Here is a 19,827-nt window from a genome sequence, read left to right as displayed (position 1 = left end):
ACCCGCCTACGCCTTCTGGATCGCCCGGACGAGTCCGGCGACGAGGTGCGCCCGCTCGGCCATGGCGCCGATCTCCAGGTACTCGTGGTCGGCGTGCGCGCCGCCCCCGACGGCTCCGAGCCCGTCGAGCGTGGGCACCCCCAGAGCGGCCGTGAAGTTGCCGTCGCTGCCGCCGCCGACCGCCTTGCCTTCCAGGTGCGGGAGCAGTTGCCTGGCCACCGCGAAGAGTTCGGCCGATGCCGCCTCGGGCATCGGGGGCCGGCCGATGCCGCCCTGGACCGTGATCTCCGCCTCGTCGAGGTGCGGGGCCAGCGCCGCGAACGCGGCTTCGATCCGTTCGGTCTCCGCGGCCGACTCGACCCGGACGTCGACGATGACGGTCGCCTCCGCCGGCACGACGTTGTCCAGGGTTCCCGCGGACGCGACGGTCGGTGTGACCGTCGTACCGATCTCGGGCCGGCCCAGCGCGGCGATGTCCAGTACCTGGTGCGCCGCTTCGATGAGGGCGTTGACCCCGGCCGCGGGCTCCAGGCCCGCGTGCGAGGCCCGGCCCGCGATGGAGACCTGGAAGGTGCCGCAGCCCTTGCGGCCGGTCTTCAGCCCTCCGCCGTCGGCCGCGCCCTCGAACACGAGCACCGCGCCGCAGGCCAGGGCGCGTTCTTCGATGAGGGCCCGGGAGGAACGGGAGCCGACCTCTTCGTCGGCGGTCACCAGGATCTCGACCCCCGACCGGTCGTCGAGCAGTGCCAGCCCGTGGATGGCCTGCACCAGTCCGCCGAGCATGTCGAAGACCCCGGGCCCGGTGGCGCGCCCGTCCTCGACCGCGAACGGCCGTCGCTCCAGGGTGCCGAGCGGGAACACCGTGTCGTGGTGACCGAGGATCAGCACCTTGGGATCGCCGCCGGCCGACCAGTGGACGTGCGGCCCGGCTTCGCTCTCGATCAGGCGGGCCCGCCCGCCGAGTCGGCTCTCGATGACGGCGGCGACGACCTTGCCCGATACCGCCAGGGAGTCGAGGTCGCGCGACGGAGACTCGGTTTCGACGAGTGTCCTGAGGTCCTCGATCATGGCGTCGACGCTCACATCGACGGTCTTGTCCATCGTCACCTCGCAAGGGTACTTGGTACGCCGGGACAGGGGCGCCCGGTGGGGGGCGCCCCGGTCGGCGGCGGTCAGTCGGTGCCGAACTCCATCGCGGCGAGGTCGAGCATCTGGTCCTCGTCGCCCTCGACCTCCCCGCGGGTGCGGGAGGCGATGACCTCGGCGCCGCCTTCCGGCATCGCGCCGATCAGCCCCGTCGAGGCGGCCTGGGCGGCGCCGATGAGCGTCGCGTTCGTGTTGCCGACGATGCCGAGGGCCGCGTACTGCTCCAGCTTGGCGCGGGAGTCGGCGATGTCGAGGTTGCGCATGGTGAGCTGGCCGATGCGGTCCACCGGGCCGAACGCGGAGTTCTCGGTGCGCTCCATGGACAGCTTGTCCGGGTGGTAGCTGAAGGACGGGCCGGCGGTGTCCATGAGCGAGTAGTCCTCGCCGCGCCGCAGTCGCAGCGTCACCTCGCCGGTGACGGCGGCGCCCACCCAGCGCTGGAGCGACTCGCGGATCATCAGCGCCTGCGGGTCGAGCCAGCGGCCCTCGTACATGAGGCGGCCGAGGCGCCGGCCCTCGTTGTGGTACTGCGCCACGGTGTCCTCGTTGTGGATCGCGTTGACCAGGCGCTCGTAGGCGGCGTGCAGCAGGGCCATGCCCGGGGCCTCGTAGATGCCGCGGCTCTTGGCCTCGATGACCCGGTTCTCGATCTGGTCGGACATGCCCAGGCCGTGGCGGCCGCCGATGGCGTTGGCCTCCATCACCAGGTCGACCGGGGTGGCGAACTCCTTGCCGTTGATCGTCACCGGGCGGCCCTGGTCGAAGCCGATGGTCACGTCCTCGGCGGCGATCTCGACGGAGGGGTCCCAGAACCGCACGCCCATGATCGGGGTGACGGTCTCGACGCCGGTGTCGAGGTGCTCCAGGGTCTTGGCCTCGTGGGTGGCGCCCCAGATGTTGGCGTCGGTGGAGTAGGCCTTCTCGGTGCTGTCGCGGTAGGGGAGGTCGTGGGCGAGGAGCCACTCCGACATCTCCTTGCGGCCGCCGAGCTCGGAGACGAAGTCCGCGTCGAGCCACGGCTTGTAGATGCGCAGGTGCGGGTTGGCCAGCAGGCCGTAGCGGTAGAACCGCTCGATGTCGTTGCCCTTGAACGTCGAGCCGTCGCCCCAGATCTGCACGTCGTCCTCGAGCATCGCCCGGACGAGCAGGGTGCCGGTGACGGCGCGGCCGAGCGGCGTCGTGTTGAAGTAGGAGCGTCCGCCCGAGCGGATGTGGAACGCGCCGCACGTGAGCGCGGCCAGGCCCTCCTCGACCAGCGCCGCGCGGCAGTCGACCAGGCGCGCGATCTCGGCGCCGTACGCCGACGCACGGCCGGGCACCGACGCGATGTCGGGCTCGTCGTACTGGCCGATGTCGGCGGTGTAGGTGCACGGGACGGCACCCTTGTCGCGCATCCACGCGACCGCGACGGAGGTGTCGAGGCCGCCGGAGAAGGCGATGCCGACGCGCTCGCCGGTGGGCAGGGAGGTAAGAACCTTAGACATGGGAAGAGTATGCGCTACTACGCATGATCATGCAACGTCGGCGTGTCGCCGGCCTTGCCGGCCTCGCCGGCGATCCGCTCCAGGTCCGTGACGAGCGCGTCCAGCCACGACGCGGCCGTGTAGTACGGCTGCGGCGCACCCGGCGGCTCGGCGGCGAATCCGTCGGAGGCCGGGTCCCGCAGCGCCAGCGGCGCCCGCGGGGTGTCGCCGCGCGGGTCCAGGCGCGCCGACACCAGCAGCATCCGCCCGGCCACCCGGTCCCCCAGCCGGGTCACCGCCTCGGCGGGCTCCCGCTCCAGGGGCGGTACGAAGACCCGCTCGGGCGCCGCCAGCAGCCGGTCCGCGCCCCAGAGCACGTGGTGGCCCGCCATCAGCGTGGCCTGCCAGTCCCGGCTGCCGCCGGACGATGCCCGCAGTCCCTGCGGCTCGCTGTGGTACTGCGCGTACGCCGACTCCGCCAGGACCAGCGAGTGGCTCAGCGACCGGTGCCCCGGAGCGGCGAGTACGGGCTCCCGCACCCCTCCCGCGGCGACCTGGGCGGTCGTGGCCACCACCACCTCCGCAGCGCCGCGCAGCATCACCGCCACCGCGCGGCGCAGCTCGTCCTGCGCGCCGCGGGGCCAGGCGAGCAGCCCGAACACGGCGCCGATCGCGCTGCCGACCAGCACGTCCAGCAGCCGGAACTCGGCGAGCTGCCAGGTCGCCGGTGCCAGCTGCGCGAACACCAGGGCGACCACCAGCGTGAACATCGCCTGCGCCCAGCCCACCCCCTTGACCGGGCCGAGGGTGAACGCGATCAGCATCAGCGGCGGCAGCGCCGCCGCGTACACCGCGATGTCCGTCCCGACCAGCGCCAGCAGCACGGCCACGCCCAGTGCCCCGACCAGGGTCCCGGCCAGCGCCACCCGCACCGTCGACCGGGTCTCCCGCACGGTCGTCCGGGTCAGCGTCAAGGTCGCCAGCAGCACCCAGAACCCGTGCGGCAGGGTGTCCACCCCGGCGATCACCCGGGCCGCCGCCAGCGCCAGGCCGAGCCGTACCGCGTTCTGGAAGAACACCGACCGGCTGCCCGCGTGCCCCCACAGCCGCCACCACCACAGCTGCGGCGCGTGCATGCCCGCGTACCAGAACCGCCCCGGCGCGGCCCGCGCCGCGCCCGCCCGGCCCCGTACCGCGATCCCGGCACCCGTGGACATCGTGAGCGCCGCGTCCGCCGCCTCCAGGAGCACCGCGTCCCGGCGCAGCACCGCTGGGGAGGCGCCGGCGGCCGGGCCCGCCGCGATGGCCGTACGGGCCCGCAGCAGCTCGGTGTGCGCGTCCCCGGCGGGCGTCCGGCCGCGCAGGAGGTCGGCCGTCTCCCGCGCCGCGTCCCGTACCGCCCGCAGCACCTGCGGCCGTGCCCCCGGCGGCTCGGGACCCGCGGGGCCCGGGGGCAGCGCCGCCAGTCTGTCGAGCAGGGTGCGGGCGGCCAGGCCGGTATGGGCCAGGGCCCGGTCCCGTAGGCCCGGCCCGGCCGGGCGTTCGGCCTCCGGCACCTGTGAGGACCTCAGCCCGGTGCCCGCCTCCCGCGCCGCGCGCAGCGCTCCGCCGGACACGGCGTGCGGCGCCCGGGTCAGCTCGTCGGCACACCGCTTCGCGCAGTCGGCGGCCCGCGCGGCCAGCTCCCGGTACGGCACGGTCGGCGGGTCCGGCAGCAGGAACGCCTCGGCGAGGACGAGCAACGCGATGCCCACCGTCGCGCCCGTCAGCCGCTGCCCGAGCGAACCGGGATCGTACGGCGGGAAGGACGGCAGGATGTACATCAGTTGGAGCCCCGGCGCGACCCCCGCCGGGCGCGGCCCTCCCACGGCCGCGAAGGCCAGCGCGAAGCCGACGACCAGCATCCCGAGGGCCGCGCTCCAGGTCCGCACGGACAGGTAGGTGCCGATGGTGATCAGCACCCAGCAGGCGGGCAGCGCCCGGAGCACCACCGCGGCCCGCTGCCGGCCGGTGCCGGGGACGCGCGACAGGCCCGCCAGGGCCACCGCGGCGAAAAGTGCGTAGGTTGCGGCGGTGGCCGAGCCGAAGCCGTACAGCAGCAGGTAGAAGCCGGCGCTGCCGGCCAGCGTGACCCGCACGGACCGTGCGGCCGCCGCCCTGTAGGCCGCCGGCAGCCGCAGCCCGCGAACGCCAGCCATGCCACCAGCATCACCTGGTACCGACCGCCCGGCACCCGGGGGCCGGGGCGGACGGCTGTCGGGGCAGCGGTCAGTCGACCTGCAGCTCGCCCATCCGGCTCCAGCCGGTGGCGCCCTCGATGGTGGTGCTCACGATGTCGGGCGTACGGGTGACCAGCGGGCGCATGGTCTCCAGGGCCGCGCCGAAGTGCTCCGAGCTGACGTGCGCGTGCGCGGCGTCGTCCTGGAACGCCTCGACCAGGACGTAGGTGTCCGGCTCCTCCAGGCTGCGGGACCACTCGAACCACAGGTTGCCGGGCTCGGCACGGGTGGCGCGGGTGAAGTCCGCGACCTTCTCGGGCCACTGCTCCACGTATTCGGGCTTGACGGCGAATTTCACCACAATGAAGATCATTCGATCATTGTAGGCACCGCCGAAGGTCAAGCCGTTCGCGGCGCTACCGCCCGCCCCCGTTTGTCGTTTGAACTCTCGTCACATGGAGGGAGAACCATGACGGTCACGAGGTCCGTTGTACTGTCCGCGACGCTCCTCGCGGGTTTGCTGGGCGGTACGGGCACACCTGCCGACACGCCGGAGCGCAGCTCGGGTCTGCTCTCCAACGGGGTCGCGACCGAGGCCGTCACCCCGTCGCTGTCGATCGACGCGTCCTACGTGCCGGGGGGCAACGTGCTGCGCCTGCCGTCGGGCAAGTGGCGCTACCTGCCCGCGGGCGCGACCAAGTCCGTGGTGGTGGAGGCCGGTGACGCGGGCGCCCTGGAGCAGGTCGCGGCCTCCCGGGCCTGGCTCGCGTCGGGCCGGATTCCCGGCGCGCCCGGGGTCCGCCGTGAGAGCGCGGAGCGCGCGCTGCTGTCGATGCGGGCGCTGCTCCAGCCGAACGGCTCCTTCGCCGCGGCCTGGTACCCGTTCTGGGACTTCTCCTGGCCCCGCGATTCGAGCTTCGCCGCCGCCGCGTTCGCGCACACCGGCCACGACGAGGAGGCGTACAGGATCCTGCGGTACAACTCCCTGACTCAGCGGGCGGACGGAACCTGGGAGGCCCGGACCCGTCTCGACGGCTCGGGGCCCCCGGACGCCCGGCCGTGGCAGCTGGACGCGAACGGCTGGGTGCCCTGGGCCACCTGGCAGTGGTACCGGGCGGCACCGGCGGCGGACCGCGACGGCCGGCTGGAGACCCTCTACCCCACGATCCGCAAGGCGGCCGACTACGCGGCCGGCTCCCTGGACGCCGACGGCCTGCCGCCCGCCTCACCCGACTACTGGGAACTCCCCACCGGCACGGTCAACATCGGCACGGCGGCGCCCCTGCTGGCCGGCCTCAACTCCTCCGCCGACCTCGCCCGCAGCCTGGGCCGCGCAGAGGACGCCGCGCGTTGGAGCGGCGCCGCCCGGCGCCTGTCCGCCGGCATCGCCCGACGGTTCGCCCCGATCGGCTACCAGCGCACCGCGGACGGCCTGCACGGCCGCGACAGCGCCGTCGCCTTCATGGCGCCGCCGTTCAACACCGCACCCGCCGACCTCCCCGCGGCGCTGGACGACACGTACAAGGCGCTGCTGCGCCCCAACGGCGGGCTGGTCCCGGGCAACGACCCCGCCACCCGCTGGGGAGACATCACCTGGACCGCCAGTACCTCGTTCTTCGCGCTCGCCTGGTCCGCGACCGGTGAAGGGGCCAAGGCGGGCGATGTGATCGACTGGGTGCTGTCCAAGCGCAACACCCTCGGCGAACTCCCGGAGACCGTCAGCGCGGACGGCCGCCCCAAGGCCGTCGTCCCCCTCGGCTGGACCGACGCGATCGTCCTCATCGCCCTCCTCGGGGCCGACGGCGCCCCCCTGCCCACCCCTCCCTCCGCCCAGCGGCCGCAGGCCGGGTAGGGCCGCGACCAGGGGAAACTGCGGGAAATTCGGCGGTTCTTGAAGGGGCGTCCCGAAACTTGACTCGGGCGACTAAGATGATCGCAGGCCTCGGGTACCGCATCCCCCGTCGGTATCCGGGGCCTTTCATGTCTGTGCAGAGGGGCCCCGGGTCTTCCCGGGGCCCCTCTGCCGTGCGGGCTCGCCCCGCCCCACCCCCGTGGAGGCAGAACGAGCCCGGTCATTGGGGCCCGGTCACACGGTGAACGCGGGCGGTCGCACGGGCTTGGGGAGCCGTCGTGCCAGGTGCTTGGCCACGTCGACGACCGTGCGGTCGGCCAGGTGGGGGCCGATGATCTGGATCGCCAGCGGCAGCCCGTGGGCGGTCTTCCCCGCGGGCATGACGAGGGCCGGGAGCCCGACGTGCCCGGCCATGTTCAGCCATGCCGTCTGGTCGAAGTACGGACGCTTCACCCCGTCGACCGTGATGAACCGGCCGGGCACCGGGGTGGACGTCTGGTCCTCGACGGCCGCGGTCGGGGCGGCCGGGGTGATGAGGACGTCGTGGTGCGCGAAGTAGTCGGCCCACGTGCCGCGCAGCTTCTCGCGGTCCTCGTTCGCCCGCAGCCAGTCCCTGTGCCGCATGGTGCGTGAGTGCAGGAAGAGGCCGCCGGGGCTGTCGGCGGGGGTCTTGTCGGCGGCCGCGATGTCGTCGGCGAACCCCGCGTCGGTCGCGGTCGCGCCGGCCGTGGCGTACATCAGGCGCTGGAACAGCCTGTCGCTGTCGGCGAGGTTCACGGGCCTGGTGGTGCCGTCGACCGTGGCGCCGGCGGACCGTACGAGTTCGGCGACCCGGTCCAGGAGTTCGCGGGTGCTCTCGTCCACGTGGCAGTAGGCATCGTCCTGCCACACGCCGATCCGGTAGTCCGCCAAGCGGCTGCGCCTCGGCGCCGGGAGGTCGATGCGCCAGGCGGCGGCGTCGGCCGGAGCGGGTGCGGCGAGCACGTCCAGGAGGACGTCGAGGTCCTCGGCGTTCCTCGCGACAGGGCCGATGGTGAGCATGTCGGAGCTGGTGAGCCAGCCGGGCGGCCGGGGGATGTGGCCGCGGGTGGGGACGATGCCGCCGCTTGGGCGCAGGGCGTACACGCCGCAGTAGGCGGCCGGCAGGCGCAGCGAGCCCGCGAGGTCGGAGCCGACTTCGAGGCTGGTCATGCCCGCGGCGACGGCAGCGGCGGGGCCGCCGGACGATCCGCCTGCGGTCCTGGTGTCGTCGTGCGGGTTCTTCGTCCTGCCGAACAGCGGGTTCGAGGTCTGGAGGTCCTGGCACATCACCGGGACGTTCGTCTTGCCGACGATGACGGCGCCGGCCGCCCGCAGGAGCGCGACGGCGTCCGCGTCCCGGTCGGGGACGTGGTCGGTGAGGTCGGGCGAACCGCAGGTGGTGCGCAGGCCCTTGGTTTCGAGGGCGTCCTTGACGGTGACGGGCAGACCGTGGAGCGCGCCGAGCGGCTTGCCCGTCGCGGCGAGGTGGCGGTCGGCCTCGTCGGCGGCCGCACGCGCTCCGTCGGCGTCGAGGGTGGCGACGGCGCCCAGGGCGGGGTTGGTCCTGGCGATGTGCTGGAGGTACTGCTCCAGCAGGGCCCGGCTGGTGACCGTGCGCCGGCGCAGGGCGGTGAGCTGTTCGCGGGCGGATGCCAGGTGCAGGTCCGGCCCGGGAGGCTTGGGTGCGCCGGCGCGGGAGCGCGCCGCGGCGGGCGTGGTGGCCATGGAGGCCGCTGCGGCGATGGCCGTGCAGGCGACGAGCAGGGTTCGGCGGAGGATCACGAACGGGCTCCTGTGGTGGTGCTGCGGCGGTCGGCGGCCCCGTGGTTCTCGGGCGCGGGCGGGCTGAAGTGGGATGCGACGCGCTGGAGGTGGAGCAGTTCGTCCTCCGTGGTGGCGAGGTCCAGCTCCGCGTCGGCGTACTCGGCGGGGGTGGCCGCGGGATCGTCCGCCGCGTGCCGAACGAGGGCGGCGCGGATCTGATCGGCCGTGACGGCCGCGGCGAGTTCGACGCCGGTGAGGCCTTCGGCCCGGCGGCGGGTCTCGGCCTGCTCCCGGGCCGCCGGGTCGAGGTAGCGGCGCATCAGCTTCTGGCCCTGGCGGATCTCGACGCGGCGGCGCAGGAGGGGGAAGTGGGCGCTGCGGCCGCGCAGGACGTCCTGGCTCTGGCTGGCGGGGCGGCGCAGCGTGATGCCGGGGTCGGCCTGGTCGAGCGCGTGCCACAGCGGTGCCAGGCGCCGGTAGCGGACGTGCGCGGTGGTCCAGTCGCGGGCGCTGCCGGCGCGCAGGGCGACGGCGGGGATGAGGTAGCCGATCTGCGTGAGGGTGGCTCCGATGTCCCCGCACGCCCAGGCGAAGTCGTTGAGGTGGGTGACGCTGAAGCCCACCTCGGCGCCGATGATGCCGCTGATGCGGATGCCGCTGTAGCCGAGGGTGATGACGGCGCCGACGGTGACCAGGCGCAGGCTGAAGGCGATCGAGCGGTCCGTGGCGGTGCGCGCGTACTTCCAGCAGGACCGCGCCAGGTAGATCTCGGCGGCGCTGTAGGTGCCGAAGTACAGCAGCACGTAGGCCTGGAAGACCGGGTCGTGCGCGTAGTAGAGGGAGAAGTCGGTGGGCCGGGTGGTGGCCGGGGTCAGCAGGACGAACAGCACGGCCATGGTGGCGATGACCGCGGCGGCCGCGAGGAGCAGGAGGCGGCTGCGCCGGCGGGCTTCCTCCAGGGGCTTCGACCAGTGCGCCAGGACGGTGGCCTGGAGGGCGAGGACGAGGATCACGCAGCCCTGGGCGATCGGCACCACGATGTTGGGGACGCCGAAGACGCCGTCGACGCGGACCCAGACCCAGGTGAGGGAGACGGCGTAGCTGATCGCGGAGAAGCAGTAGGTGAAGGCGAGCGCCACCAGCGCCGGGTCGCGGCGGCTCCTGCCCAGGTCGCGGACCAGGATGAGGAAGCCGGTACCGGCGATGGCCAGGCACAGGGGGTGAAGTATGTCTTTCACGGGTCCCTATTCGGTCAGCGCAGCAACGTGCGGGCTATGGGGTCGGCTTCCCGGGAGCCCTGCGGGCGCGCTGCGCTCAGGTGCTCCTGGAGGAGGGATCCCAGGAGTTCGGCTTCGAACTCCTCGGGCTCGTTGTAGCGGGTCCGGCCGAGGACGAGCTGGACCGTGGCGGGGTCGATGTCGGTGATCAGGCCGCCGAGGTTGCCGGCTCCGAGGGGGGTGTTGCCGCGGTGGCGCCTGAGCATGTGCCCGAACTCGTGGCCGACGATGACCTCGGCATGCGCGCGGCTGATCGCGGTGTCGTAGAACACGTAGTCGGTGTCGCCCGTGGCGAGCCACAGTCCGCACGGGGCGGAGGCGTCGAGGGAGTCGGGGTCGGCCGGGTCCGAAGCGAAGGGCATGAGCCGGATCGAGCGGCCGAAGCGCTCCTCCATGAACGGCACGAGGTCCAGGACGCTGTCGACCGCGGGGAGGCCGAGGCTGTCCACGAACTCGCGGTTGCGGCGCTCGGCCTCGTCGGCCTCGCGGTCGGATCCGCGCTTACGACGGCTGAGCCACATGGCGTTTCCTCTCCTCGTCGGGACGCCGGACTTCGGTCATGGCAGGTCCCTTTCGGGGTCTGCCGGCAGGCCTTCCTCTTTCCGTACGGCTTCCAGTGCGGCCAGGACCTTGCGCTGGCCGGCGGCGGACACGCCCATCGCGCGGAGGGCGATCTGCTCGACCCCGTTCTCCTTCAGCTTGCGCAGGATCTCGAACTGGGTCGCGATCTTCCGGGTGACCTCGTCCTCTACGAAGTAGGCGGCCTCGACGCCGAAGAAGCGGGCGAGGAGCGGGACCATGGTGATGGTCGGCGTGCGCTTGCCCGCACGCAGGTAGCTGATGTGGGAGCGGGTGTAGCTGTCCTCTCCGTACGAGGAGATGGTGCGGGCCACGTGCGCGTTGGAGTACTCCTCCGCCCCAGGGGGGCGCACCCGGTCGAACAGGAAGTTGAGGCGGTCGCTGAAGCATGCCCCGGGTCCGGGCACCGGGACCGGGACCGGTCGGGGTGAGTCCGGTCCATCGGGCCTGTCTTCTGTTTCCGCCACTGCGTGCCGCTCCCTTTCATCGGGCGTAACTATAGTTGACGCCCGTTGCGCGTAACTATAGTTGACGTCCGGGAGCCGTTGCCGGCCGGGTCAGCCGCCGATGCGTTCCAGCGCCCCGGTCAGGGCGCGGCGCAGCCCGGTGCGGATCACGGGGAGCAGTTCGGCCGCGGGAAGCACGGCGATGGCCGCTGCGAACCGGCGCTCGGCGAACCGGTCCGCGTGCGCGCCGACGGCGTGACCGGCCCCGGCCACCGTTCCGCCCGCCGCCCAGCGGATCTCCTCGTCCCGGTCCGTGGCCGCCACCGCGACCACGTCCCAGAGGTCCTGCCCGGGGTTGCGGAACCGTTGCACCATGTGGGCGGCAGCCGGCACCTCTTGTCCCTTGGACCGTCCACGCCGCTATGCCCGTCTCCACCACACGCCTACGCCCCTTCCGCCCACGGCGCGCGTGCCGGGGGCGCGGGACCATCATGGACCAGTCACCCCAGGCCGGCTCCGGCTGCCCACCTGCTGAGTTCCCGCGCTGCGGCCGCGCGCTGCTCCGCCGTCGCCGGGGCGGCGCTGACCAGCGCGAAGTGCACTCCCTCCGCGGCGCCGGACAGGACGATCCGGCGGGCACGCGTGCCGCCGGGCTCGGGGACGAGGGCGATGGCACCCGTCGTACCGGGGCCGGTGACCGTGCCGAGGTCGGAGACGACCGTGGTGCTCGCGGGGTCGAAGCCGGCCGGCAGGTGCAGTTCCGTCGGCGCGCCCGCGCCCGCGCCACCGCGCCACACCAGTACGCCGTACGGCAGTTCCGTGCCGACCAGTCGGGCCGACTCGGGCATGTCCGCGGGCATCCGGCTCCACGTCATCGCGGTGCCCGCGTCACGGGAGCGGTCCTCGTAGAGGAACGCGAGGGTGTGCCCGGCGACCGCGCTCGGATACAGGCGGTCCAGGAGCCGCGCGTCCTGGCGCAGGACCGGGGTGCCGGCGTCGTCGAGGCGTACGGCGGACAGGTCCTCTTCGTTCCAGGCGTCGCCCGCGGTGCGGATCTTGTTCGGGTTGTCGTTCATCGCCTCGTGGTGGCGGCCGCTGTAGATGTCCCACTGCCACTGGGTCGCGGACAGGACGGGTCCGGCGGCGGCCGGGTTCTGCCACCAGGCGCGGCCGCCGAGACCGCTGTCGAGCGCCTGGTACTGGCCCTTGAGCACGGACGGGGCCTTGTCCGACGAAGTGCCGGTCAGCGGATGGCCGAACTCGCTGACGATGGCAGGTGCGTTGAGGGCTGCGGCCCGGTTGCGTACGGCGTTGAAGTCCGCGGCGTACTCGCCGTCCTTCGCCTTGGTCAGGTTGAAGAACCCGGACATCCTGGCCTGGTCGTAGAAGTGCGTGTTGAAGACGTACCGCGGCCCCAGGACCCCCACGCCGCCGAGGCCGCCGGGCTGTTTCATGAAGGAGAGGTTGGAGTTCCAGAACATGTTCGGCTCGACGAGCGCGGGCTTGGACTGCCAGCCCGCCGCGTCCATGCGCGCGCGGAACTTCTCGTAGAAGGGCCAGAGCCGGCCCTGCTCCCAGGCGGCGCCGTCCTCGCCGCTCGCGTACTGCCCGGCGTAGGGCTCGTTGTACGGGTCGAAGCCGGCGACCTGGGCGAACTCCGTATCGTCGAGATGGGCCGCGAGGTACGCCATGGCGGCCTGAGCGGTGTCGAGGAAGGCGTCCTGGATGCCGTTGCGGTTGGCCCAGAAGTCGCGCATGGCCCTCGTGACGGCCTGGTTCTGGGTGATGTTCTGGCCCCAGTGGGCGCAGATTCCGCAGGACTCCCGCGGGTATCCGCCCGCCTGGACCACCCAGCGCGGTGCGCCGTCGCCCGAGTACCAGCTGTCCTTGTCGAAGATGTGGCGGGAGAAGAGGTCCTGGTGGAAATCGGGGTACACGCGCAGCCCCACGGCCAGGAACTCCCGCATCTGCGCGGTCGCCAGGCTCAGGTAGGCCTCGTCCACCTGCCCGCGCGCGGGCTCGGCGGCCGCCCATGACAGCAGGAACCGCACGGAGTTGGCCCCGCCCAGTTCGCGCAGGGCCCGCGCCGACTTGCGGGCGTCCTCGACGCTGGCGAAGGGCAGGCCGCCGTTCTCCGCCAGCTTGGTCTCGCCCGAGACGTTGAAGCCGCGCAGGACGACCTCGCGTCCGTAGCCGTCGGTGAAGTGCGTACCGCTGACGGTCACTTCGGCCGCGCGCGCGTCGTACGGAGCGTCGTACGGGGTGGGCTCGGCAGCGCGGGCGGGAGCTCCCGCGCAGAGGGCGGACGAGGCGAGGGTGACGAGCACCGCGGCCCACGCCCGCCGTCCCGAACCGTGCGCTTCACGCATCGTCTGGGTCGTCATGGCCCGTACTGTCATGCGGATCTGATGAACAGTCAACCAATGCGACTGCACTGCGGCAAAGGGGTGTGCCGGTTGCGGGGTCGGCCGTGGTTGCGGCCGCGGCGGGTACGCATGCGGCTGACCTGCAGCCAGGCCGCGGCCCGGGGGTCCCGGGCGCCCAGTTCGACGAGGGCCGGGTGCGGGCCCGCCCGGCCCAGCCGTTCCGCGAGCGGGTCGCGCCGGTCCGGGTCGCGGCGGTCCGGGTCCCGATCCTTGGCGTCCTCGTCGAACCAGACGACCTGGGCGATCAGCGCGAGGCCGGCGGCCACCGCCGCGACCCACTCCACGGGCCCCCGGGGTACCCGCTCCAGCACCACGACCATGCCGAACGCGAACTCCCCGATGAGCAGCACCATCCCGGTACAGCCCAGGCAGCCGGGCTCGCGCGGGGGATCCACCGGCCAGAACGGCAGGAGGGCGCGGCAGTCGGAGCGGAACCCGTCCCGGACGGCGAGGAAGCCGGCGTCGCGCAGTTCGACGTTGCCCAGGGCCGCGGGCGCGGTCCGGCGGCGCAGCGCGGCCAGCAGGGCGTCCGGCAGCGGGTGCCCGACCAGGTGCGCGGGGTCGGCGCCGGCCTCGGTGAGGCTCAGGTTGCCGCGGCGGTTGACGGTGGCCAGCCCGTCGAGCAGCAGCCGGGCGGCGGCGGCCTGGGTCTCGTCCTCGTGCCACATCCGGCCGACCGCGGGGTGGTACGGGTCGAGCACGAGCTCGGCGCTGCGTGCGACCGCGTCCCGGTACGACCGGGTTTCGCGGGCGCGGCGCAGGCCGAGCATCCCGTACAGCAGGGCTGTGACGGGCAGTACGACGCACGCGACCAGGATCGAAATCACCCGTCGAGCGTAGGGCGCGGGGCGGCGGCCGGTACAACCGGTTTCGGGCTCCGGGCTGTCGCCGCCGTGCGGGAGCCCCGCGGTGGCAGACTCGGCTCCGCTCCGACCCCGTCCCCGCGGGAGGTCCCGTGTTCCACCGCCTCGCCCTCGTACACGGAAGGACCGCCGTCCTGGCCGTTGCCGGCCTGGTCCTCGCCCTCACCGCCGGCACTTCCCCTGCCGCGCCCGCTCCGGTGCCGGCTCCGGCTCCCGGGCCGCGGGTGACCGCGGTCGCCGCGGCGCCGGGCAGCGCGACGGCCCTGACCGCGTACGCGATCCAGTCGACGGCGAAGGTCGCGGACGATGCGGCCGCCGTCTCCAGCCCCGGCTACGCGGCGGCCGGCTGGTATCCGGCCGGCTCCCGGTCCACCGTCCTCGCGGCGCTGCTCGCGGCCGGGGTGTACCCCGATCCCTTCTACTCCACGCAGCAGAAGCGGATCCCCGCCGCGGACTTCACCGTGCCCTGGTGGTTCCGGGCCGACTTCACCGTCGCCGACACGACCGCCCGTACGTACCTGGACTTCAGCGGGGTCATCTCCGCCGCCGACGTCTTCGTCAACGGCCGCCGGACCGCCGCCGCGAGCACGGTCGCCGGCGCGTACACCCGGCACGAGCTCGACGTCACCTCCCTGGTCAGGGCGGGCGCCAACACGGTCGCCTTCCGGATCCAGCCCAACAATCCGCGCAAGCGGCTCACGATGGGCTGGCTCGACTGGCTGCAGCCGCCGCCCGACGAGAACATGGGCATCGTCCGCGACGTGACGGTGCGCCGCGGCGGGCCGGTCGCCCTGCGCGACGCGCACGTGGTGACCGCCCTGGCCCTGCCGTCGATGTCCTCGGCCGATCTGACCGTCAAGGCCCGCGTGCGCAACGACTCGACGGCCACCGTCACCACGACCGTGTCGGGCACGGCGGGTCCGGCCACCGTCAGCCGCAGCGTCACCCTGGCCCCCCACGAGACCAGGACCGTGGTCTTCTCCCCCGCCGACCACCCCGGGCTCCGGCTGGCTTCGCCCCGCGTGTGGTGGCCCGCCTCGATGGGCGCGCAGCCGATGTACGGCCTCGACCTGACCGCGACCGTGAACGGCGCGCCCTCCGACACCGCCCACCAGTCCTTCGGCATCCGCGACGTGCAGGCGCCGCTGAACTCCGACGGCGCCCGGCAGTACCGGATCAACGGCCGCCCGCTGCTGATCAAGGGCGGCGGCTGGTCCCCCGACGAGTTCCTGCGCTGGGACCGCACCTACGTCGAGGACCGGCTGAAGTACGCCCTCGACCTGGGCCTGAACACCCTGCGCCTGGAAGGGCACATCGAGCCCGACGAGTTCTTCGACCTCGCCGACCGGTACGGGATCCTGACGCTTCCCGGCTGGGAGTGCTGCTCCAAGTGGGAGGGGGAGGTCAACGGCACCGAGGCCGGTGAGCGGTGGGAATCCGCCGACTACCCCGTCGCCAGGGCCTCGATGGCCGCGGAGGCGGCCCGGCTGCGCCACCACCCCAGCGTGATCTCCTTCCTGATCGGCAGTGACTTCGCACCGAACGAGGAGATCGAGGAGGGGTACGTCGACGCCCTGAAGGCCGCCGACTGGGGGACGCCGGTGGTCCCCGCGGCCTCCGACTCCTCCGCCCCGATCACCGGACGCTCGGGGATGCGGATGACCGGCCCGTACGACTGGGTCCCGCCCGGCTACTGGTACGCCAAACGGGCGGGCGGCGCCACCGGCTTCAACTCCGAGACCAGTGCGGGCCCGGACATCCCGACCCTCGACACGCTGCGCCGCATGATGTCCCCGGCCGAGCTGGAGACCCTGTGGAAGAGCCCGTCCGCCGCCCAGTACCACCGCTCCCCCTCGGCCACCTTCTCGACGCTCAAGCTGTACGGCGCGGCGCTGGCGGCCCGGTACGGTCCCCCGACGGGGCTGGAGGACTACGTACGCAAGGCGCAGCTCGCCCAGTACGAGAACGTGCGCGCGCAGTTCGAGGCGTACTCGCGCAACGCCAAGGACGCGTCCCGTCCGTCGACCGGCGTCATCTACTGGATGTTCAACAGCGGCTGGACCTCGCTGCACTGGCAGCTGCTGGACCGGTACCTCGACCAGGGCGGGGCGTACTTCGGCGCCAAGAAGGCGAACGAGCCCCTGCACATCCAGTACGGGTACGACAACCGCGCGGTGACCGTCGTCAACAACCGGACCTCCGCGGCCTCCGGGCTGACGGCCCGGGTGACGCTCTTCAACACCGACGGCACGCAGAAGTACGACCGGACGGTGAGCGGCCTGGGCGTCGAGGGCGGTGGCGCGAGCAGCACCGCACTGACGCTGCCCGCGTCGGTCGCCGGCCTGTCGACCACCCATCTGGCCCGGCTGCTGCTCACCGACGGCGCCGGGCGGGAGGTGAGCCGCAACGTCTACTGGCTCTCCACCGAGGCGGACGTGCTCGACTACGCGGACACCGACTGGTACCACACGCCCACCACCTCCTACGCCGATCTCAGGGGGCTGAACTCGATGGGGCGGGCGGCCGTCGCCTCGACGGCTTCGACGAGCACGGACGGCTCGGGGGTGTCGACGACGACGGTGACCGTACGCCACACGGGCGCGGGCGCCGCCCCGGCCCTGCTCACGGACGTCCACCTGGTGGGGGCGCAGGGCGCGCCCGTACTGCCCGTGCGGTGGAGCGACAACCAGGTCAGCCTCTGGCCGGGCGAGTCGGCGACGCTGACGGCGACCTACCGGACGGGCGACCTGCACGGCTCCGAGCCGCGGCTGCGGATCTCCGGGTGGAACACCCCGACGGTGACGGTCCCGGCCGGCTGACCGCGGAGATGGGGGCATGGCCGACAGGCCGGATCTTTAGGCCGGAAAGCCGCTATCCATAAATGATCTTCGAGCCGTACTAATTGGCTCCTCGGCCTGATCGGCCGTCCGAGATCACAAGGAGCCGTAACCCATGACTCGCCTTCGCACCACGTGTATGGCCCTCGCCGGCGCCGCGGCGATGTTCGCCCTGACCGCCGCGCCCGCCCAGGCCGCGCCCGGTGACGTCACCACCTCCTGCGCGAGCGTGGTCACCCCGACCGGGTACGTCGACGTGAGCTGGGGCTACAGCAACAGCTGCGGCACGCAGAGCTTCACGCCGAACATCAAGCAGATAAAGCAGCTCACCGGCCTGCCCGTCGGCACCGTGGTCCAGGCCTGCGGCTCCACGTACCAGCCTGCCGGCTGGGTCCAGACCGCGTCGTACTACAGCGGCAGCTGCGTGTACACCTCGAACCCCGGCTTCAACAACAACGCGTGGACCCTCAAGCGCGTCTCCTGACCCGAGGCATGCGGACCCCCGGTGACCTCACCGGGGGTCCGGTGTGTCCCAGAGGCGGGCCAGGTGTGAGTGGAGCACCCCCTGGGCCTCCTTCGGGGACAGGTGGCCGATGAGGACGTGCGCGGTGAGGCCGTCGGCCAGGGCGAGGAGGGTGCGGGCCTCGTGTCGCGGATCGAGGGGCACGACGTGGTCGGCGCCCTGGCAGGCTTCCGCAATGAGCTCGGCGAACGCCTCCTGCAGGGCCGCGTAGTTCGCCTTCAGAATCTCGGCGAGCACCTCGCTGACCGCCGCCTGCGCGACGAAGGCGAGCCAGACCCTGGCCTCCGCGCGGTGCTCCTCCCTGAGCAGTGCCACCTCGGTGGCCGCGTGGCCCACGGCGGAAGCCGCCGACTGGGCCGGACTCCTGACGAGGCGGGCCCGTACGCGCTCGCCGATCCGCTCGCCGATCTGCCCCAGGGCGAAGACGAGCATCTCCTCCTTGGTGCGGAAGCACCGCTGGACGGCGCCCATCGACACCTCCGCGCGGGCCGCGACGTCGCGCAGGGTCACGCCCTCCAGCCCTCGTTCGTCGGCGAGGTGGCAGACGGCCTCGGCGATGAGCCGGCGCCGGCCCTCGTGGTCCACCTGTCTGGGCATGTCCGTCGCCTTCCGATCGCGGTCCGTCGTGCGCCGATTCTATTCGATGCACCCGCATCGGTTCACGGGGTATGGTTTCGATGCAAGCGCATCGGAACGACGACGAGGACGAGGGAGAGTGCGGACCATGCGGGACGCCTTGTGGCAGAGGACGGCCGGCGCACAGGCCGAAGCGGTACGGACCGCGGAGGTGTCGGCCGTCGAGCTGGTCGAGAGCCACCTTGAGCGCATCTCCGAGGTCAATCCGCAGGTGAACGCGGTCACGCAGCTCCTGGCGGAGCGTGCGCTCCGGGCCGCGGAGCGGACCGACCGCAGGCGGGCCGCCGGTGAGGCCCTGGGGCCGCTCGCGGGCGTGCCGTTCACGGTGAAGGAGACCACCGCCGTCGAGGGCGCGGCGACCACGTTCGGCGTGAAGCGCTTCCGGGACCTGGTGGCACCGGCTGACGCACCCCCGGTGGCGCGGCTGCGCGCCGCCGGGGCCATCCCGATCGGGCACGCGAACATACCCACCCTGATCCTGGCCGGGATGCACACCCGCAGCGAGCTGTTCGGCGACACGGCCAACCCGTGGGACCCGAGCCGGACACCGGGCGGCACCAGCGGGGGCGATGCGGTGGCCGTCGCCACGGGCATGGCGGCGCTCGGCCTCGGCAACGACTCCGGCGGCTCGATCCGCGTCCCGGCCCAGTTCTGCGGTGTGGCGGGGCTGAAGCCCACGACCGGGCGCTTCGCCGCCGACCACCGCTTCCTCGGCCCGCAGGACCCCGGCCCCGCCTCCCAGATGCTGGTGACCGACGGCCCGCTGGCCCGGAGCGTGGGCGATCTGAGACTGGCGTACGAGTTGCTCGCGGGCGCCGATCCGCGCGATCCGCGGGCCGTCCCGGTGCCCGTACGCGGAGTTCCGCTCCCGGGGCCCGTGAAGGTCGCGGTCGTGGCGGACCCCGGCGGGCACGGCGTCCATCCGGCGGTGCGCGCGGCCGTCGGAACCGCGGCCGACGCCCTGCGCGACGCGGGGTACGACGTCCGCGCGGTGGCGGACGTACCGAGGCTGGACGAGGCCCTGGAGGCGTACGACCGGATCACCGTGACCGAGTTCGCCCCCAACTGGCCGGTGGTGCGCACCCTGCTCGGCCCGGGCGGGGACCGCTACATCGGGATGGCGATGGAGCGGACACCGCCCGCGAGCGCGGAGGAGGTCATGCAGCTGATGGGCACCTGGATGAACATCCGCCGCTCGTGGGCCGAGTTCCTCGACGAGTACCCGCTCCTGCTCGGCCCGTCCTTCACCGAGCCGCCCGTCGAGCCGGGCCTGGAGTCGCGCGACAGGGCGGGCCGGGACCGGGTCGCGTCGGGCATGCGCCTGTGCACGGCGACCAGCTTCGCGGGCGTGCCCGCCGTGGCCGTGCCGACGGGGGTGGTCGACGGGCTGCCCTGCGGGGTGCAGATCGTCGGCCGCGCCTTCCGGGAGGACCTGTGCCTGGACGCGGCCCAGGCGGTCGAGGACCGGCTCGGTGTCCTCACGCCGATCGACCCGCGCGCAGCAGGTAGCCGGCCGCGATCGTGACCAGGACGGCCATGCAGGCGATGAACACCAGTCCCGCGCCCTCCAGGCCGAGCGGATCCGCCAGCACCCCGACGCCGATCACCGGCACCGAGATGCCGCCGTAGGCCACCACGAACAGCGTCGAGACCACCGCGGGGGGGGGGGGGGGGGGGGGGGGGGGGGGGAGAGGGGGAGGGGGGGGGGGGGGAAGGGGGGGGGGGGGGGGGGAAGCCACCGCAGAGACAGAGGACCCCCACAGGAAATCGGATCC

The 19,827-nt window shown here is 73.1% G+C and carries 16 protein-coding genes and 1 pseudogene; 4 read left to right on the top strand and 13 right to left on the bottom strand.

The genetic code is table 11. The features are described from left to right. Positions 1–6: 6 nt before the first annotated feature. The 4 genes from ACZ7GJ_RS11185 to ACZ7GJ_RS11170 all read right to left on the bottom strand — a co-directional run bounded on the left by ACZ7GJ_RS11185 (position 7) and on the right by ACZ7GJ_RS11170 (position 5,201). Complete coding sequence (locus ACZ7GJ_RS11185; protein WP_470751061.1) at positions 7–1,101, bottom strand: M20 family metallopeptidase; 1,095 nt, start codon at positions 1,099–1,101, stop codon at positions 7–9. Between the two features lie 71 nt (positions 1,102–1,172). After that, positions 1,173–2,630: an argininosuccinate synthase gene (gene argG, locus ACZ7GJ_RS11180; protein WP_470750936.1), complete on the bottom strand. Its 1,458-nt coding sequence runs from the start codon at positions 2,628–2,630 to the stop codon at positions 1,173–1,175. 17 nt (positions 2,631–2,647) lie between these two features. Then, positions 2,648–4,807 carry an FUSC family protein gene (locus tag ACZ7GJ_RS11175; protein WP_470750935.1) on the bottom strand — a complete coding sequence of 720 codons (2,160 nt, stop codon included), beginning with the start codon at positions 4,805–4,807 and terminating at the stop codon, positions 2,648–2,650. Between the two features lie 70 nt (positions 4,808–4,877). Then, entirely contained in the window at positions 4,878–5,201 is a 324-nt protein-coding gene (locus tag ACZ7GJ_RS11170; protein ID WP_470750934.1) for a putative quinol monooxygenase, read from the bottom strand. A 96-nt stretch (positions 5,202–5,297) separates the two neighbouring features. Here ACZ7GJ_RS11170 and ACZ7GJ_RS11165 point away from each other — a divergent pair, with 96 nt between their 5' ends. Then, on the top strand, positions 5,298–6,680 hold the full coding sequence (locus ACZ7GJ_RS11165; RefSeq protein WP_470750933.1) for a glycoside hydrolase family 15 protein: 1,383 nt from the start codon (positions 5,298–5,300) through the stop codon (positions 6,678–6,680). A 234-nt stretch (positions 6,681–6,914) separates the two neighbouring features. On the opposite strand, the gene ACZ7GJ_RS11160 is transcribed toward ACZ7GJ_RS11165, so the two are convergent. The 7 genes from ACZ7GJ_RS11160 to ACZ7GJ_RS11130 all read right to left on the bottom strand — a co-directional run bounded on the left by ACZ7GJ_RS11160 (position 6,915) and on the right by ACZ7GJ_RS11130 (position 14,020). Further along, entirely contained in the window at positions 6,915–8,483 is a 1,569-nt protein-coding gene (locus ACZ7GJ_RS11160) for an amidase (protein ID WP_470750932.1), read from the bottom strand. Beyond that, positions 8,480–9,703 carry an MAB_1171c family putative transporter gene (locus tag ACZ7GJ_RS11155; RefSeq protein WP_470750931.1) on the bottom strand — a complete coding sequence of 408 codons (1,224 nt, stop codon included), beginning with the start codon at positions 9,701–9,703 and terminating at the stop codon, positions 8,480–8,482. Before ACZ7GJ_RS11155 ends, ACZ7GJ_RS11160 begins: the two co-directional genes overlap by 4 nt. Before the next feature lie 14 nt (positions 9,704–9,717). Beyond that, positions 9,718–10,263 carry a hypothetical protein gene (locus tag ACZ7GJ_RS11150; protein ID WP_365924738.1) on the bottom strand — a complete coding sequence of 182 codons (546 nt, stop codon included), beginning with the start codon at positions 10,261–10,263 and terminating at the stop codon, positions 9,718–9,720. A 36-nt stretch (positions 10,264–10,299) separates the two neighbouring features. Further along, positions 10,300–10,674 (bottom strand): helix-turn-helix transcriptional regulator, encoded by a 375-nt coding sequence (locus tag ACZ7GJ_RS11145; RefSeq protein ID WP_365924736.1) that lies wholly within the window; start codon positions 10,672–10,674, stop codon positions 10,300–10,302. A gap of 204 nt (positions 10,675–10,878) precedes the next feature. Next, entirely contained in the window at positions 10,879–11,160 is a 282-nt protein-coding gene (locus tag ACZ7GJ_RS11140; protein WP_470750929.1) for a hypothetical protein, read from the bottom strand. A 107-nt stretch (positions 11,161–11,267) separates the two neighbouring features. Further along, the gene (locus ACZ7GJ_RS11135) at positions 11,268–13,151 is read right to left on the bottom strand and encodes a cellulase family glycosylhydrolase (protein WP_470750928.1); all 1,884 of its coding nucleotides are present in this window, start codon (positions 13,149–13,151) and stop codon (positions 11,268–11,270) included. 32 nt (positions 13,152–13,183) lie between these two features. Next, the gene (locus tag ACZ7GJ_RS11130; RefSeq protein ID WP_470750926.1) at positions 13,184–14,020 is read right to left on the bottom strand and encodes a hypothetical protein; all 837 of its coding nucleotides are present in this window, start codon (positions 14,018–14,020) and stop codon (positions 13,184–13,186) included. Positions 14,021–14,148: 128 nt separating this feature from the next. Here ACZ7GJ_RS11130 and ACZ7GJ_RS11125 point away from each other — a divergent pair, with 128 nt between their 5' ends. Together ACZ7GJ_RS11125 and ACZ7GJ_RS11120 are read left to right on the top strand one after the other, a co-directional pair. Beyond that, positions 14,149–16,875 (top strand): glycoside hydrolase family 2 protein, encoded by a 2,727-nt coding sequence (locus ACZ7GJ_RS11125; protein ID WP_470750925.1) that lies wholly within the window; start codon positions 14,149–14,151, stop codon positions 16,873–16,875. 133 nt (positions 16,876–17,008) lie between these two features. After that, positions 17,009–17,377, top strand: a complete 369-nt coding sequence (locus ACZ7GJ_RS11120) for a hypothetical protein (protein ID WP_470750924.1) — start codon at positions 17,009–17,011, stop codon at positions 17,375–17,377. A 27-nt stretch (positions 17,378–17,404) separates the two neighbouring features. On the opposite strand, the gene ACZ7GJ_RS11115 is transcribed toward ACZ7GJ_RS11120, so the two are convergent. After that, positions 17,405–18,013 carry a TetR/AcrR family transcriptional regulator gene (locus ACZ7GJ_RS11115; protein ID WP_470750922.1) on the bottom strand — a complete coding sequence of 203 codons (609 nt, stop codon included), beginning with the start codon at positions 18,011–18,013 and terminating at the stop codon, positions 17,405–17,407. A 127-nt stretch (positions 18,014–18,140) separates the two neighbouring features. Between ACZ7GJ_RS11115 and ACZ7GJ_RS11110 the strand changes: the two genes are divergently transcribed. Further along, on the top strand, positions 18,141–19,577 hold the full coding sequence (locus ACZ7GJ_RS11110; RefSeq protein WP_470750920.1) for an amidase: 1,437 nt from the start codon (positions 18,141–18,143) through the stop codon (positions 19,575–19,577). Here ACZ7GJ_RS11110 and ACZ7GJ_RS11105 read toward each other — a convergent pair. Continuing rightward, positions 19,531–19,710: pseudogene (locus ACZ7GJ_RS11105) on the bottom strand (MFS transporter); the annotation flags it as partial. The gene ACZ7GJ_RS11110 and the pseudogene ACZ7GJ_RS11105 overlap by 47 nt on opposite strands. Positions 19,711–19,827 lie beyond the last annotated feature (117 nt).

Source organism: Streptomyces sp. NPDC037242 (genome assembly GCF_055604165.1).
The sequence above is the reverse complement of the archived record's forward strand: the minus strand, read 5'-3'. Positions and strand labels throughout refer to the sequence as shown.

What these genes read in the sequence shown, in the direction of transcription:
- ACZ7GJ_RS11185 (WP_470751061.1), bottom strand. Translation starts at nt 1,101, where the DNA reads ATGGACAAGACCGTCGATGTGAGCGTCGACGCCATGATCGAGGACCTC.
- argG (WP_470750936.1), bottom strand. Translation starts at nt 2,630, where the DNA reads ATGTCTAAGGTTCTTACCTCCCTGCCCACCGGCGAGCGCGTCGGCATC.
- ACZ7GJ_RS11175 (WP_470750935.1), bottom strand. Translation starts at nt 4,807, where the DNA reads ATGGCTGGCGTTCGCGGGCTGCGGCTGCCGGCGGCCTACAGGGCGGCG.
- ACZ7GJ_RS11170 (WP_470750934.1), bottom strand. Translation starts at nt 5,201, where the DNA reads ATGATCTTCATTGTGGTGAAATTCGCCGTCAAGCCCGAATACGTGGAG.
- ACZ7GJ_RS11165 (WP_470750933.1), top strand. Translation starts at nt 5,298, where the DNA reads ATGACGGTCACGAGGTCCGTTGTACTGTCCGCGACGCTCCTCGCGGGT.
- ACZ7GJ_RS11150 (WP_365924738.1), bottom strand. Translation starts at nt 10,263, where the DNA reads ATGTGGCTCAGCCGTCGTAAGCGCGGATCCGACCGCGAGGCCGACGAG.
- ACZ7GJ_RS11135 (WP_470750928.1), bottom strand. Translation starts at nt 13,151, where the DNA reads ATGACGACCCAGACGATGCGTGAAGCGCACGGTTCGGGACGGCGGGCG.
- ACZ7GJ_RS11120 (WP_470750924.1), top strand. Translation starts at nt 17,009, where the DNA reads ATGACTCGCCTTCGCACCACGTGTATGGCCCTCGCCGGCGCCGCGGCG.
- ACZ7GJ_RS11115 (WP_470750922.1), bottom strand. Translation starts at nt 18,013, where the DNA reads ATGCCCAGACAGGTGGACCACGAGGGCCGGCGCCGGCTCATCGCCGAG.
- ACZ7GJ_RS11110 (WP_470750920.1), top strand. Translation starts at nt 18,141, where the DNA reads ATGCGGGACGCCTTGTGGCAGAGGACGGCCGGCGCACAGGCCGAAGCG.